14 protein-coding genes are annotated in these 13,642 nt (G+C 61.5%); 9 read left to right on the forward strand and 5 right to left on the reverse strand.

The window, feature by feature from the left end:
* Positions 1-88 precede the first annotated feature (88 nt).
* Positions 89-271: a hypothetical protein gene (locus OSW16_RS10940; protein WP_012313987.1), complete on the reverse strand. Its 183-nt coding sequence runs from the start codon at positions 269-271 to the stop codon at positions 89-91.
* A 228-nt stretch (positions 272-499) separates the two neighbouring features.
* Between OSW16_RS10940 and OSW16_RS10945 the strand changes: the two genes are divergently transcribed.
* Complete coding sequence (locus tag OSW16_RS10945; protein ID WP_267822999.1) at positions 500-1,321, forward strand: shikimate 5-dehydrogenase; 822 nt, start codon at positions 500-502, stop codon at positions 1,319-1,321.
* Positions 1,322-1,379: 58 nt separating this feature from the next.
* Here the strand turns inward: OSW16_RS10945 and OSW16_RS10950 are convergent, their stop codons facing one another.
* The 3 genes from OSW16_RS10950 to OSW16_RS10960 all read right to left on the reverse strand — a co-directional run bounded on the left by OSW16_RS10950 (position 1,380) and on the right by OSW16_RS10960 (position 2,846).
* Positions 1,380-1,622: a hypothetical protein gene (locus OSW16_RS10950; protein ID WP_267823002.1), complete on the reverse strand. Its 243-nt coding sequence runs from the start codon at positions 1,620-1,622 to the stop codon at positions 1,380-1,382.
* 109 nt (positions 1,623-1,731) lie between these two features.
* Complete coding sequence (gene gloA / locus OSW16_RS10955; protein ID WP_241806401.1) at positions 1,732-2,259, reverse strand: lactoylglutathione lyase; 528 nt, start codon at positions 2,257-2,259, stop codon at positions 1,732-1,734.
* A gap of 224 nt (positions 2,260-2,483) precedes the next feature.
* Complete coding sequence (locus tag OSW16_RS10960) at positions 2,484-2,846, reverse strand: histone-like nucleoid-structuring protein, MvaT/MvaU family (RefSeq protein ID WP_241806400.1); 363 nt, start codon at positions 2,844-2,846, stop codon at positions 2,484-2,486.
* Positions 2,847-3,201: 355 nt separating this feature from the next.
* Between OSW16_RS10960 and OSW16_RS10965 the strand changes: the two genes are divergently transcribed.
* Together OSW16_RS10965 and cobF are read left to right on the forward strand one after the other, a co-directional pair.
* Positions 3,202-4,491, forward strand: coding sequence for an OprD family porin (locus OSW16_RS10965; RefSeq protein ID WP_267823005.1), 1,290 nt, complete (start codon positions 3,202-3,204; stop codon positions 4,489-4,491).
* 65 nt (positions 4,492-4,556) lie between these two features.
* Positions 4,557-5,312: a precorrin-6A synthase (deacetylating) gene (gene cobF / locus OSW16_RS10970; protein ID WP_267823007.1), complete on the forward strand. Its 756-nt coding sequence runs from the start codon at positions 4,557-4,559 to the stop codon at positions 5,310-5,312.
* A gap of 42 nt (positions 5,313-5,354) precedes the next feature.
* On the opposite strand, the gene OSW16_RS10975 is transcribed toward cobF, so the two are convergent.
* Positions 5,355-5,717, reverse strand: a complete 363-nt coding sequence (locus tag OSW16_RS10975) for a response regulator (protein WP_267823010.1) — start codon at positions 5,715-5,717, stop codon at positions 5,355-5,357.
* 250 nt (positions 5,718-5,967) lie between these two features.
* On the opposite strand from OSW16_RS10975, the gene OSW16_RS10980 reads away from it, so the two are divergent.
* The 6 genes from OSW16_RS10980 (at position 5,968) to hemB (ending at position 13,568) form a co-directional block, all read left to right on the forward strand.
* Positions 5,968-9,435, forward strand: coding sequence for a response regulator (locus tag OSW16_RS10980; protein WP_267823012.1), 3,468 nt, complete (start codon positions 5,968-5,970; stop codon positions 9,433-9,435).
* Entirely contained in the window at positions 9,432-10,253 is an 822-nt protein-coding gene (locus tag OSW16_RS10985) for a CheR family methyltransferase (protein ID WP_267823014.1), read from the forward strand. Before OSW16_RS10980 ends, OSW16_RS10985 begins: the two co-directional genes overlap by 4 nt.
* Positions 10,250-10,825 (forward strand): chemotaxis protein CheB, encoded by a 576-nt coding sequence (locus OSW16_RS10990; protein WP_267823016.1) that lies wholly within the window; start codon positions 10,250-10,252, stop codon positions 10,823-10,825. Before OSW16_RS10985 ends, OSW16_RS10990 begins: the two co-directional genes overlap by 4 nt.
* Positions 10,819-12,045 carry a hybrid sensor histidine kinase/response regulator gene (locus OSW16_RS10995; RefSeq protein ID WP_241806394.1) on the forward strand — a complete coding sequence of 409 codons (1,227 nt, stop codon included), beginning with the start codon at positions 10,819-10,821 and terminating at the stop codon, positions 12,043-12,045. Before OSW16_RS10990 ends, OSW16_RS10995 begins: the two co-directional genes overlap by 7 nt.
* Before the next feature lie 44 nt (positions 12,046-12,089).
* Complete coding sequence (locus tag OSW16_RS11000; protein ID WP_241806393.1) at positions 12,090-12,467, forward strand: response regulator; 378 nt, start codon at positions 12,090-12,092, stop codon at positions 12,465-12,467.
* A gap of 126 nt (positions 12,468-12,593) precedes the next feature.
* Positions 12,594-13,568, forward strand: coding sequence for a porphobilinogen synthase (gene hemB, locus OSW16_RS11005; RefSeq protein WP_267823020.1), 975 nt, complete (start codon positions 12,594-12,596; stop codon positions 13,566-13,568).
* Positions 13,569-13,642 lie beyond the last annotated feature (74 nt).

Genomic DNA, 13,642 nt, shown 5'->3' on the forward strand with positions numbered 1-13,642 from the left:
CCGGCACGATCCGGTTTCACGCCGGTAAAAAAAGACCCGCCGAAGGCGGGCCAGAACAGGGCAGAGAGCAACGCACAACACATTCGTTTCAAGCGAGCAGGCAGTCGTCCTTCAGTCGATCGGCAAGGGCCTGGGCGGATGCACGGGTTGCCAACGGTCCGCTGACCGCTTCACCGTTGCGCACCAGGTACCAGCATGCCAGCAGCCCCTGCTCACGCAGAGTCGAGGGGACGGCACTGCCGACGACGGACATGATCTGAATAGTGGCCATAGGGACCTCCTGTAAACATGTGCCTACCTTACGCAGTGGCCAGCGAGGTTTGAAATCGACTCGCTCAATAGTGTTCATCAGCTTTATCAACTGTTCTCGACGCTGCCGTACTATCGCCCGTAGCACTGTCAGCTGAGCGCAGGGAAACGGTAAAGGTTGTGTAAGGACGATCAACGGGCAGGTCTGTTACGCTGAACAAACGTTTCAGCTACGCACAAGGAGCGATTGATGACGTCAACTCCCAGCAGAGACACTGTGCTGTGCATTTCCCTGGCGGGCCGGCCAGGCCACTTTGGCGTTCGCTTTCATAACCATCTGTACCAGCAACTGGGCCTGGATTACTACTACAAGGCGATGAGCACCCATGACTTGCCGGCCGCTGTGGCAGGTATCCGCGCGCTGGGCATCCGCGGCTGTGGTGTTTCCATGCCGTACAAGGAGGCCTGCATGGCCTTGGTCGATGAGGTTGACCCGTCGGCGGCAGCCATCGAGTCGGTGAACACGGTGGTCAACACGGCAGGTCATCTGAAAGCCTACAACACCGACTACCTGGCAGTGCGGCAGTTGCTCGAACAGCATCGTGTCGACCCGTCCACAGCCTTTGCCCTGCGCGGCAGTGGTGGCATGGCCAAGGCGGTTGCCAGTGCGCTGCGCGATGCGGGGTTCAAAGAGGGCATCATCGTCGCCCGCAATGAGCAGGCGGGGCGGCAGCTGGCTGACGTATGTGGCTACCGTTGGGTCGCCAAGCTGGGTGACCGGTGCCCGCCGATGCTGGTGAATGTGACGCCGATCGGCATGGCAGGCGGGCAAGAAGCCCACCAGTTGGCGTTCAGCGAGAACGCCATTGCAGCCGCGCAGCGGGTCTTCGATGTGGTGGCGATGCCGGCGCAGACGCCCTTGATCCAGCACGCCCAGGCCCTGGGCAAGCCGGTGATTACTGGTTTGGAAGTGATCGCGTTGCAGGCCCTGGAGCAATTCGTGCTGTATACCGGCGTGCGGCCTACACGGGAGCAGGTCGAGGCTGCAGTGGCCTACGCCCGGGGCGCCTAGCGCCGCTTTTGCGGCCTCCTCGCGGGCATACCGGCGAGGAGGCCGTCCATGCCCACATTCAGAACGCCTTGTGGCCCTTGTCCAACTGCTGGTCCACCAGGGCCCGGCCGTGGGCCAGCGACACATGCTGAGCATTCTCAAGGTCTGAGAAGAATTTCATCGGCATGGACAGGCGCTTGCTGGTGTGGCCTTGCGGATCGGTGATCAGGCAGCCCGCAGAGTAGGGCAGAGGGGAGTCGGGATGAGGCATCACACTGGCGGTGATGGTGTGGTCGCGGTATTCACAGTGAAGAGATTGCATCGTCCTTACCTCGCTGTGGCTAGTGAAGCTGTTACCTTCATATACCACAGCGAGGTGCCGGGAGTTCCCAGCCTGACGAGCGCGAGCCGACGAAGCTCACAGGCTTGGATCAGCCCTTGAGTTCAGAGGGCTGAATCACCTCGACCCAGTAACCGTCCGGGTCCTTGACGAAGGCCAGGTGGTTCATGCGGCCGTCTTCCAGGCGTTTCTGGAACGGTACGTTCAGCGCTTCGAAGCGGGCGCAGGCCGTGCGAACGTCCGGTACCGAAATGCAGATATGGCCGAAGCCACGTGGGTCGGTGTTGCCGTTGTGATAGGCGAACGCCGGGTCGTTTTCAGTACCGTGGTTGTGGGTCAGTTCGAGCACGCCGGGGATCGACTTCATCCACTGATGGCGCTCGGCGTCGTCGGCCGGAATCTGCGCTGGGTCGACCAGGGCCAGGAAATACAGGCTGAAAGCCGCTTCCGGGAAGTCGCGTTTGTCGACCAAGCGGAAGCCCAGGACACGGGTGTAGAAGTCCAGCGACTTCTCGATGTCCTTGACCCGCAGCATGGTGTGGTTAAAGACGAATTGAGCAGTGGCGTTGTCGGGCTGTGCGGTGACGCCAGGCAGGTTTTGCAGATCGTGCAGGCTCATGGGTACTCCAGGAACGGGGCTGGCAGCGGGGCCAGCGGAACAGACAGGAGAGCCATGATACGGCAGTGAACCGATTGCGCAAATGAAAGCGCCCTGCACGAGTGCAGGGCGCTGGAATTAGAGGCCCGCGTGTGCGGGCGCGTGATGGGGTCGCTAGTCCTTTAGCTGTCTCGATATTGAGCCTGCCCTTGTGAAAAAAGTGTGAAGCACGCGTTGACGTTTCATCAGCGCAGCCAACTTTCCACCGTGCCGGCCCCGTACTGTTCTTTCCACGCCTTCAACCCGCGGTGGTTACCACCTTTGGTTTCGATCAGCTCGCCGGTGTGCGGGTTTTCATACACTTTCACCACGCGCGGGCGGCGTTGTTGCTTTGGCGCACTGGGTGCGGCGCCCCGGGTGACGGCCTTGGGATCGAGGATGGCGATGATGTCGCGCAGACTTTTGTCATAGCTTTTCATCAGGCCGACTAGTTTCTGCTCGAATTCGATTTCACGTTTTAGGCCGGCATCCTTTTTCAGCGCCTCCAGTTGAGCCATCTGTTCCTGGAGCGCTTTTTCGGCAGCACGAAACTCTGCAAGTCTGGACACTGTAATCACTCCTGTACGGCATCTGTGGCAGGGCGTGACGAACATTGAAGAGAAATAACGCCGGCCACGCGGTGGGTTTTAACTGTTCGCTGATAACGAGTGTAGACACTTGTGGCAATTGGGTAAACCGCAAACTTTTCCAATTAACCAGGGAACTTTACAAGTGTTTCGTGCGGTAATTGCGATGTGCGACAGGCTGCCAGTGCAGCGTTTCTAGACCATGGTCCAATGGTGCGGGCCAGCGCCTTCACGCAATCATTTGCCATGATGGTCGGGCATTGTTCGGCCGGGTCTTGTCTGCGCCGCGCGCCTTCGCCGTGCATTGTTTTCTGCCTTTCTCTGGATGTTCCCTCGCATGTTTGCCCCTTTTTCTCCCGCCCCTGGGCGCCGAGTTGCCGGCCTGTTGCTGATGTGTGCCGGTGCGCACGCCCAGGCCGCCGGATTTGTTGAAGACACCCGTGCCAAGGTCGAAGCCCGCACCCTTTATTTCAACCGGGATTTTCGTGACGGCCACAGTACTTCCAGCCAGGGCGCGTCCAAGCGGGAAGAGTCAGCGCAAGGCTTCATGCTCAATGTGCAGTCGGGTTATACCCAAGGCCCGGTAGGCGTCGGTGTGGATGCAGTGGGCATGTTGGGTATCAAGCTCGATTCCAGCCCGGTGGACAGTAACAGCGGTTTGTTGCCTTCTTCGGGTCATCACCCAAGGCACTCGGCTGATCAATACGCGAAGATCGGCCTGGCCGCCAAGGTCAAGGTGTCCGCTACCGTGCTCAAATACGGTTCGCTGATGCCCGATGTTCCCCTGTTGAAATACAACGATGGCCGCCTGTTGCCGACGATGTTCCACGGCGCCATGCTCACTTCGGAAGCAGTGCGCGACATGAAGTTCACGCTTGCCCGCCTGAGCAAGTACACCGCCCGCGATTCAACCGACCGCCAGGACATTCGCGTGCATTGCAAGAACAAGCGCTATGCCTGTGATATCGAAGCCGACCACTTCGACCTGGCAGGGCTGGATTACCGCCTCAATGAGCGGGTCAGTGCTCACTACCAAGTAGCCAAGCTGGAAAACATCTACCGCCAGCACTTTCTTGGCCTGGTCGCCAGCCAGCCGCTTACGGTGGGCAGCCTGTCCGCCGACCTGCGCCTGATCAAGAGCGATGACATCGGTAACGCCCGGGCAGGCCAGATCGATCACCGCGCCTTCAGCGGGATGCTCGGGTACAACCTGGGCGGCCACAAGGTCAGTGCGGGCTGGCAGCGCATGTATGGCGAAAATGCTATGCCGTACCTCGATGGCAGCAACCCGTACTTGGTCAACTATGCACAGGTCAACGACTTCGCCGCCGCGCAGGAGCGCTCATGGCAGTTGCGTTACGACTATGACTTCAAGGCCCTGGGGGTGCCGGGGCTGACGTTTTTCACCCGTTACATCAATGGCGACCACATCAAAGTCCCGGGCAGTAATGACCAGGGCAAAGAGTGGGAGCGCGACACCGAGTTCAAGTACCAGGTGCAGAGCGGTGCTTTCAAAGACGTCAGCGTGCGCCTGCGCAATTCCACTTACCGCAGCAACTACGAAACGTGGGCGCGTGACATGGACGAAACACGGGTCATCGTCAGCTATAGCTTCTCGATCTTTTGAGTGCACTTTGCCAAACACTCGGTACCGGCCGACAATGGCTGCTGGTGCATGTTCAGGGCTATGCCATGAAAGACCTGTTGTTGATCGGTATCGGCCCGGGCGACCCACGCCAGGTGACCTTCGAGGCCGTCGAGGCGTTGCGTCGCGCTACCGTCTTCTTCGTGCTCGACAAGGGTTCGGACAAAGACGAGCTGGTCAGCCTGCGCAAAGCCATTGTCGATCGTTACAGGCCGCAGGGCGGCTACCGCTGGGTACAGGTAGCGGACCCACAGCGGGATGCTCAAGCGCACGATTATGTGACTGCGGTCCAGGACTGGCACCACCAGCGCGCAGCCCTGTACGCCCGGCTGATAGCCGATGAAATGTGCAGTGAGGATGTCGGCGCCTTTTTGCTGTGGGGCGAGCCGGGCCTGTATGACAGCACCCTGCGCGTTCTGCAGTTGGTTCGCGAACGTGGGGTGGCATTGCGCCTGCAGGTTATCCCGGGCATCAGCAGTGTGCAGGCGCTGGCGGCGCGCCATCAGATTGCGCTCAACCGTATAGGCGAACCCGTGGTGGTTTTACCGGGGCGGCGCCTGGCGCGACAGGGGCAGATCGACAATGTGGTGGTGATGCTCGACGGGCAATGCGCTTTTACCCACATCGACGACCCTGGGCTGGTGATCTATTGGGGGGCTTACCTGGGTACGGAGGACGAAGTGCTGATCGCCGGGCCTTTGCAGGCGGTGAAAGCGCAGATTTTGCAGGTGCGCGAAGAGGCGAGGGCGCGCAAGGGGTGGATCATGGACACGTATTTGTTGCGGCGCGAGGCATGGGCTTGAGGCGGCCTCTTCACGGTAAACCGCGAAGAGGCGCTACCGAGGTCAACGCTGACCCAAAATTCCGAACACTTTATCGCGCAACTGATCGATGCTGAACGGCTTGCCAATCATGTGCATGCCCTCGGGGACATCGAGGCTTTCGGCGTAGCCGCTGGCAAACAGCACAGGCAGGGTGGGCCGCAGAGCACGGGCCCTTGCTGCCAGTTCTTCACCGCGCATGTCCGGCAGGCCAACATCGGTCATCAGCAGGGCCAGCGACTGGTCTGGGTTTTCAAGGATCGCCAGCGCGGCGTGGGCGCAACTCGCCTCGAGGGTTTCGAAGCCCAGTTCGGAGCCCAGTTCGTCGAGCACATCGACCATCAACATACGGACGATGTCGTCATCTTCGACTACCAAGAGGTGCATTTTGTGATCCTGTACCAGAAGAATGTCTTTATTCTGTGCGCCGGCCAGCGTCAGAAGTTCCATGAGGATACCGATCGTTACGATTGGATGGAACGATTGCTGAAGGTAACCTTCAAATACTGGCTAAATGCCCTGCCACGGCCAGCAAAGCTGGTTAGACTCGCTATAAACCGGTGAGCGCGGCGGCATACTAAGAACAGGCTTTATCCGCCACACCGTTCAATGGACTTTTTCGCTCGGGCGTCTTCAAATGATTCAAGCAGCCTCGATGGACCAGCAAAGCTTCCGCAAGCTGTTGAGCCGCAACATCGGCCTGCCCCTTGGGGTGGGCCTGCTCGGTGCCGTAGCTTTCGTTGCGGTCATCAACTACCTGTTGTCGGCCATGCAGTGGGTCGAGCATACCGATCGGGTGATCGGCAATGCCAATGAAGCGATCAAGTTGTCGATCGACATGGAAACCGGCATGCGCGGGTTTCTCATCACCGGTGACGAGCGCTTCCTGGACCCCTACGAGGTTGCCAAACCCAAGATCAAGGGCAGCCTCACCAGCCTGCGCGGCATGGTCGCGGACAACCCTCAGCAGGTCGACCGCATCGACCGCCTGATCGCCCTGCAGGACGCCTGGAATGACTTCGGTGGCGAGATGATCGCCCAGCGCCGCGATGGCGGAGATTATCGCCAGTCGGTCGCCAACGGCCGCGGTAAACGCATCACCGACGAGATCCGCAAGGAATTCGATGACCTGGTCGACACTGAGCAGCAGCTGCGCATGGCCCGCAATGAGAAGGTCAGCAACGTCACGGTGACCGCCATCTCGGCGTTCGTGCTGTTGATCGTTGGCCTGAGCGCCTTGCTGGCCTACCTGGGCCGCCGCGACCTGATGGCGCTGTCTACCAGCTACGATGACAACCTCAAGGCCCAGCAGCGCTCGGCCGAGCGCCTGGAACAGCAGGCCTGGTTGCGCAACGGTCAGACCCAGCTGGCCGAACAGGTGCTTGGGCAGCTGACCCTGCCGATGCTCGGCGAAAACATCCTGCGCTTCTTCGCCAGCTACCTGGGTAGCGTGGTCGGCGCGCTGTACGTGCGTGACGGCCACGGCCGCCTGGTGCGCATGGCCAGCTATGGCCTGGACGCTGAGGAGCAGGGCCGCGAACAGGTGCTGGCGGCCCACGATGGCCTGCTGTCGCAGGCAGTACGCGAAGGCCGCCTGCTGCGCCTGGATGACCTGCCCGAAGACTACTACCGTCTCAGCTCCGGCCTGGGTAGCGGCTTGCCGCGCAGTGCCTTGCTGATGCCGGCCATCGACGATGGCCAGATCAACGGCGTGATCGAGCTGGGCTTCCTGCGGCCTTTGCAGGAGCGTGACGATGAGCTGATGGAGCGTGTGGCTGGCAACCTCGGCATGTCCATCGAAAGCGCCCGCTACCGCCAGCGTCTCCAGGAAGTGCTGGCCGAGACTCAGCAGCTCAACGAAGAGCTGCAGGTGCAGCAGGAAGAACTCAAGACTGCGAACGAGGAGCTGGAAGAGCAGTCCCGCGTGCTCAAGGAGTCCCAGGCTCACCTTGAGACCCAGCAGGCCGAGCTCGAGCAGACCAACGAGCAACTGTCCGAGCGCACCGATGCCCTGGATCGCAAGAACGATGAGCTGCTTCAGGCCCAGCAAGAACTGCAGGCCCGCGCCGACGACCTGCAGCGTTCGAGCAAGTACAAGTCCGAGTTCCTCGCCAACATGTCCCACGAGCTGCGCACGCCGCTCAACAGTTCGCTGATCCTGGCCAAGCTGCTGGCGGAGAACGGCGAGGGCAACCTCAGCGCAGAGCAGGTCAAGTTCGCCGAGTCCATCTATTCGGCCGGCAATGACCTGCTCAACCTGATCAACGACATTCTCGACATCGCCAAAGTCGAGGCTGGCAAGCTTGAAGTGCGCCCCGAGACCACTCAGCTGGAGCGCCTGGTCGAAGGCCTGCGCGGCATGTTCCTGCCGCTGGCCGAGCACAAGGGCCTGGCCTTCCAGGTCAAGGTCGAGCCCCCTGTACCGGCGACACTGTTCACCGACCGCCAGCGCCTGGAGCAGATTCTCAAGAACCTGCTGTCCAATGCCATCAAATTCACCGACCACGGCCAGGTCAGCCTGACCATCAGCCATCAGGCAGGCGCGGGCATCGTGTTTGCCGTGCGCGACTCGGGCATCGGTATCGCCCCCGACCAGCAGCAGGCGATCTTCGGCGCCTTCCACCAGGTGGATGGCAGCAGCAACCGCCGCTATGGCGGCACCGGGCTGGGCCTGTCGATCTCCCGCGACCTGGCGCATTTGCTCGGTGGGCAGATCAGCGTCGACAGCAGCCCTGGCCAGGGCAGTGTGTTCAGCCTGACGATGCCCGAACGCTACGAAGCCGAGGCCGAGGAAGTCGAGGCCCACAGCCTGCGTCCGGCAGTCGACACCTTGCCGCCGGCACCCCAGGTCGCCACGGCAGCGTTGCCGAAACTGCCCGCACCGACCTTCGCCGATGACCGCGAGCACGCCCCGTTCGGCAACCGCTGCATCCTGGTGATCGAGGACGAGCCGAACTTCGCCCGTATCCTCTTCGACCTGGCGCACGAACTGGGCTACAGCTGCCTGGTGGCCCAGGCCGCCGATGAGGGCTTCGCACTGGCCGCCCAGTACATTCCCGATGCGATCCTGCTGGACATGCGCCTGCCCGACCACTCCGGCCTCACCGTGTTGCAGCGCCTCAAAGAGTTGGCTGGCACCCGCCATATCCCGGTGCACATCATCTCCGTGGAAGACCGCGTCGAGGCGGCCATGCACATGGGGGCGGTGGGCTACGCGGTCAAGCCGACCAGCCGCGAAGAGCTCAAGGAAGTGTTCGCGCGTCTGGAAGCCAAGCTCACGCAGAAGCTCAAGCACATCCTGTTGGTGGAGGATGATGACCTGCAGCGCGAGAGCATCGCCCGCCTGATCGGCGACGACGATGTCGAGATCACCGCCGTCGCCCTGGCACAGGACGCCCTGGCGTTGCTGCGCGAGAACATCTACGACTGTATGATCATCGACCTCAAGCTGCCCGACATGCTCGGCAACGAGCTGCTCAAGCGCATGACTGCAGAAGATATCCGGTCATTCCCACCGGTGATCGTCTATACCGGGCGCAACCTCACCCGTGAGGAAGAGGCCGAACTGCTCAAGTATTCGCGTTCGATCATCATCAAGGGCGCACGCTCGCCAGAGCGTCTGCTCGACGAGGTGACGTTGTTCCTGCACAAAGTCGAATCGCAGCTGTCCCATGAGCGCCAGCGCATGCTCAAGACCGCGCGCAGCCGTGACAAGGTCTTCGAAGGGCGCAAGGTGCTGCTGGTGGACGACGATGTGCGTAATATCTTCGCCCTCACCAGTGCCCTGGAGCACAAGGGCGCCATCGTCGAGATCGGCCGCAACGGGCGTGAGGCCATCGAGCGGCTGGAGCAGCATGATGACATCGACCTGGTGCTGATGGATGTGATGATGCCGGAAATGGATGGCTTCGAGGCTACCCGCCTGATCCGCCAGCAGCCGCGCTGGCGCAAGTTGCCGATCATCGCCGTGACCGCCAAGGCGATGAAGGATGACCAGCACCGCTGCCTGCAGGCCGGCGCCAATGATTACCTGGCCAAACCGATCGACCTGGACCGCCTGTTCTCGTTGATCCGTGTGTGGCTGCCGCAACTGGAGCGAATTTGATTAGCGAGCGCAACACCGACATCGAGATCAGGCTGCTGATCGAGGCGATCTACCTCAAGTACAGCTACGATTTTCGCAACTACTCCGGCGCTTCGATCAAGCGCCGGATACTCCATGCCCTGCGCCAGTTCGATTGCGCTACGGTGTCGTCCCTGCAGGAGCGGGTGCTGCACGACCCGGGCATGTTCATGCAGTTGCTGCAGTTCCTGACGATCCCGGTCAGCGAGATGTTCCGCGACCCGAGCCACTTTCTTGCCCTGCGCAACGAGGTGGTGCCGCTGTTGCGCACCTGGCCGTCGATCAAGATCTGGATCGCGGGCTGCAGCACCGGCGAAGAGGTGTATTCGATGGCCATCCTGCTGCGCGAGGAAGGCCTGCTGGAGCGCACCATCCTGTATGCCACCGATATCAATCCGCGCTCCCTGGACAGGGCCAAGCAGGGCATCTACTCGATGCAGAGCATGCGCGAGTACGCAGAAAACTACCGCCTGGCCGGCGGGCGGCGCGACTTTGCCGAGTACTACACCAGCGCCTATGGCAACGCCATCATGGACAGCAGCCTGCGCGACAACGTGACCTTCGCCGACCACAGCCTGGCCACCGACAGCGTGTTCTCCGAAACCCAACTGGTGTCGTGCCGCAACGTGCTGATCTACTTCAACAAAGAGCTGCAGGACCGCGCCCTGGGGCTGTTCCATGAGTCCTTGTGTCACCGTGGCTTTCTGGTGCTGGGCAGCAAGGAATCGGTGGATTTTTCCGCTTATAGCGACCGTTTCGAGCCACTGGTCAAGCCCGAACGGATCTACCGCAAATCATGAAGGGCATAAGCGCGGTGGTGATCGGTGCTTCGGCGGGGGGCGTGCAGGCGCTGTTTCAGGTGCTCGGCGGCTTGCCGCCGGCATTCGCGACGCCGGTGCTGTGTGTGCTGCACCTGCCCGATGACCGTCACAGCCATCTCGCCGACGTGCTGCAGCGGCGCCTGCACAGGCCGGTGCACGAGGCGCGGGACAAAGAGGTCATCGCCCCTGGCCAGATCTACGTGGCGACGCCCGGTTATCACTTGTCGGTCGAGCAGGATCTGAGCCTGTCGCTGAGCCAGGAGGAGCCGGTGCATTTCTCGCGCCCGGCCATCGACTTCCTGTTCATCTCGGCAGCCGATGCCTATGGCGCGGGCCTGCTGGGTGTATTGCTCACAGGCGCCAACGAGGACGGCGCCAAAGGCCTTGCCTACATCAAGAACAGCGGCGGCCGGACCGTGGTCCAGGACCCCCGCGACGCCCAGGTAGCGCTGATGCCGGAGGCCGCTTTGGCGCTCCACCAGCCCGACCTGATTCTTTCTTTGAGCGGTATCGGGCAATTGCTCGCCAACCTGGAATCCAGTGCATGCTAAGCCACATCACCGCCAAACTGCTGATCGTCGATGATCTGCCGGAAAACCTCCTGGCCCTCGACGCCCTGATTCAGGGCCAAGACCGCGAGGTGCACAAGGCCCAATCTGCGGAAGCCGCATTGTCGTTGTTGCTGGAGCACGAATTCGCCCTGGCCATTCTCGACGTGCAGATGCCGGGCATGAATGGCTTTGAACTGGCCGAACTGATGCGCGGCACGGAAAAGACCCGCAATATCCCGATCGTCTTCGTCACCGCTGCCGGGCGCGAGATGAACTACGCCTTCAAGGGCTACGAAAGCGGCGCGGTAGACTTCCTTTACAAGCCGCTCGATACCCTGGCGGTGAAAAACAAGGTCACGGTGTTCGTCGACCTTTATCGCCAGCGCAAGGGGCTCGACAGCCAGTTGCAGGCGCTTGAGCGCAGCCGCCAGGAGCAGGAACTGCTGCTCACGCAGTTGCAGGTGGCGCGCAGTGAGCTGGAGCATGCCGTGCGCATGCGCGACGACTTCATGTCGATCGTGGCCCACGAGGTGCGTACACCGCTCAACGGCCTTATCCTCGAGACCCAGCTGCGCAAGATGCACTTGGCCCGCGGCAGCCTTGAGGCGTTCAGCCCTGACAAGCTGCAAGCCATGGTCGAGCGCGACGAACGGCAGATCAATAGCCTGATCCGCCTGATCGAAGACATGCTCGATGTGTCGCGCATCCGCACCGGCAAGCTGTCGCTACGGCCCAAGCTGTTCGACCTGGGCCAGCTGGTGCGTGGCCTGGTGGAAAACTTTACCGCACAGGCCACCGCGCTGGGCACGCACATCGATCTGCAGCGCTGCGATGGCCTGCAGGGTGAGTGGGATGAATTCCGGATTGAACAAGTACTGGCCAACCTGTTGTCCAATGCGTTGCGTTATGGCGAACGCCAGCCGGTCGAGGTGCGGGTATTCGAGCAGGCGGGCATGGCCTGGGTGCAGGTGCAGGATCACGGCATCGGCATCAGTGGCGTGAACCAGCAACGGATTTTCCAGCAGTTCGAGCGCGTTGCCACTCAGCAGGCCAGTGCCGGGCTGGGGTTGGGGCTGTATATCTCGGAGCAGATCGTCAGCGCCCATGGCGGGCAGATCCAGGTGCAGAGCGAAGAAGGCAAGGGCGCCACGTTCACCCTGCAATTGCCGCTGACGCGGCAGACCGAACAAAACGATCAGGAGCGGGCAACCTCTGCCTGAGCCTGGGGTCAGATGGCCAACTGTAATTTCAAGGCGTTGTTGTCATGAGTGAAGATGCACAAGATGTGGTGTTGGTGGTCGAGGATGAACCGGCAATCCGGATGATCCTGCGTGACTACCTGGCAGGTGAGGGCTACCACGTATTGGTAGCCGAGGACGGTGAACAGGCGTTCGCCATCCTGGCGAGCAAGCCGCACCTGGACCTGATGGTCACCGACTTTCGCTTGCCCGGTGGCATTTCCGGGGTCGAGATCGCCGAGCCTGCGGTGAAGCTGCGACCGGACCTCAAGGTGATCTTCATCAGTGGCTACCCGGCGGAGATTCTCGAGTCGGGCAGCCCCATCGCCCGCAAGGCGCCGATCCTGGCCAAACCGTTTGACCTGGATACCTTGCACCAGCAGATCCAGGACCTGTTGCGCTGAGCCGCTGTACCGGGGCTGGTCGCCCCGGTTATTGCCTCTGATGCAAGGCACAATCTCGCCATTGAGCCTTTTCACTGAAGCTCAACAGGCATATGGTGTACGCCGTCCATATTCCCTGGAGCTGTCATGGCCAACCATTTCCCTTCCGTCCGCCCCCGTCGCCTGCGCCAGAACGAGTCGCTGCGCACGCTCTTCCAGGAGACGGAATTCCGCCTCGAAGACCTGATCCTGCCGATCTTCGTCGAGGAGGGCATCGACGACTTCGTGCCGATCACCAGCATGCCGGGGGTCAACCGTATTCCCGAAAAACGGCTGGCCGAGGAAATCGAACGCTACGCCCGCGCCGGCATCAAGTCGGTGATGACCTTCGGCGTTTCGCACAACCTCGATGCCACCGGTAGCGATACCTGGAACGAGAACGGCCTGGTGGCGCGCATGGCCCGCATCTGCAAGGACAGCGTGCCGGAAATGGTGGTGATGTCCGACACCTGCTTCTGTGAGTACACCAGCCACGGCCATTGCGGCGTGCTGCACGACCATGGCGTGGACAACGACGCCACCCTGGCCAACCTGGGCAGGCAGGCCGTGGTGGCTGCAGCGGCTGGGGCCGACTTCATCGCGCCGTCGGCGGCGATGGACGGGCAGGTCCAGGCGATCCGTGGTGCGCTGGATGCCGCGGGCTTCCACGACACCGCGATCATGGCCTACTCCACCAAGTTCGCCTCGTCGCTCTATGGTCCATTCCGTGAAGCGGGCGGCACAGCGCTCAAGGGCGACCGCAAGAGCTACCAGATGAACCCGATGAACCGCCGCGAAGCGGTGCGCGAGTCGCTGCTCGACGAGCAGGAAGGTGCCGATGTACTGATGGTCAAACCGGCCGGGGCCTACCTGGACGTGATCGCCGACATTCGCGCCGCATCGCGCCTGCCGCTGGCGGCTTACCAGGTCAGTGGTGAGTACGCGATGATCAAGTTCGGCGGCCAGGCCGGTGCCATCGACGAGGGGCGAGTGGTGCGTGAGAGTATCGGTGCGATCAAGCGTGCCGGTGCTGACCTGATCCTGACCTATTTCGCCATGGACCTGGCCCGCGAAGGCATCTGAGGCCACTGCACGCGAGAAATCGCTGAGCGTGGAATTATTTTGTGTCCCGGTGTATCTGATGCCAAAGAGCCTCA

The organism is Pseudomonas putida (genome assembly GCF_026625125.1).
Taxonomy (GTDB): domain Bacteria; phylum Pseudomonadota; class Gammaproteobacteria; order Pseudomonadales; family Pseudomonadaceae; genus Aquipseudomonas; species Aquipseudomonas putida_X.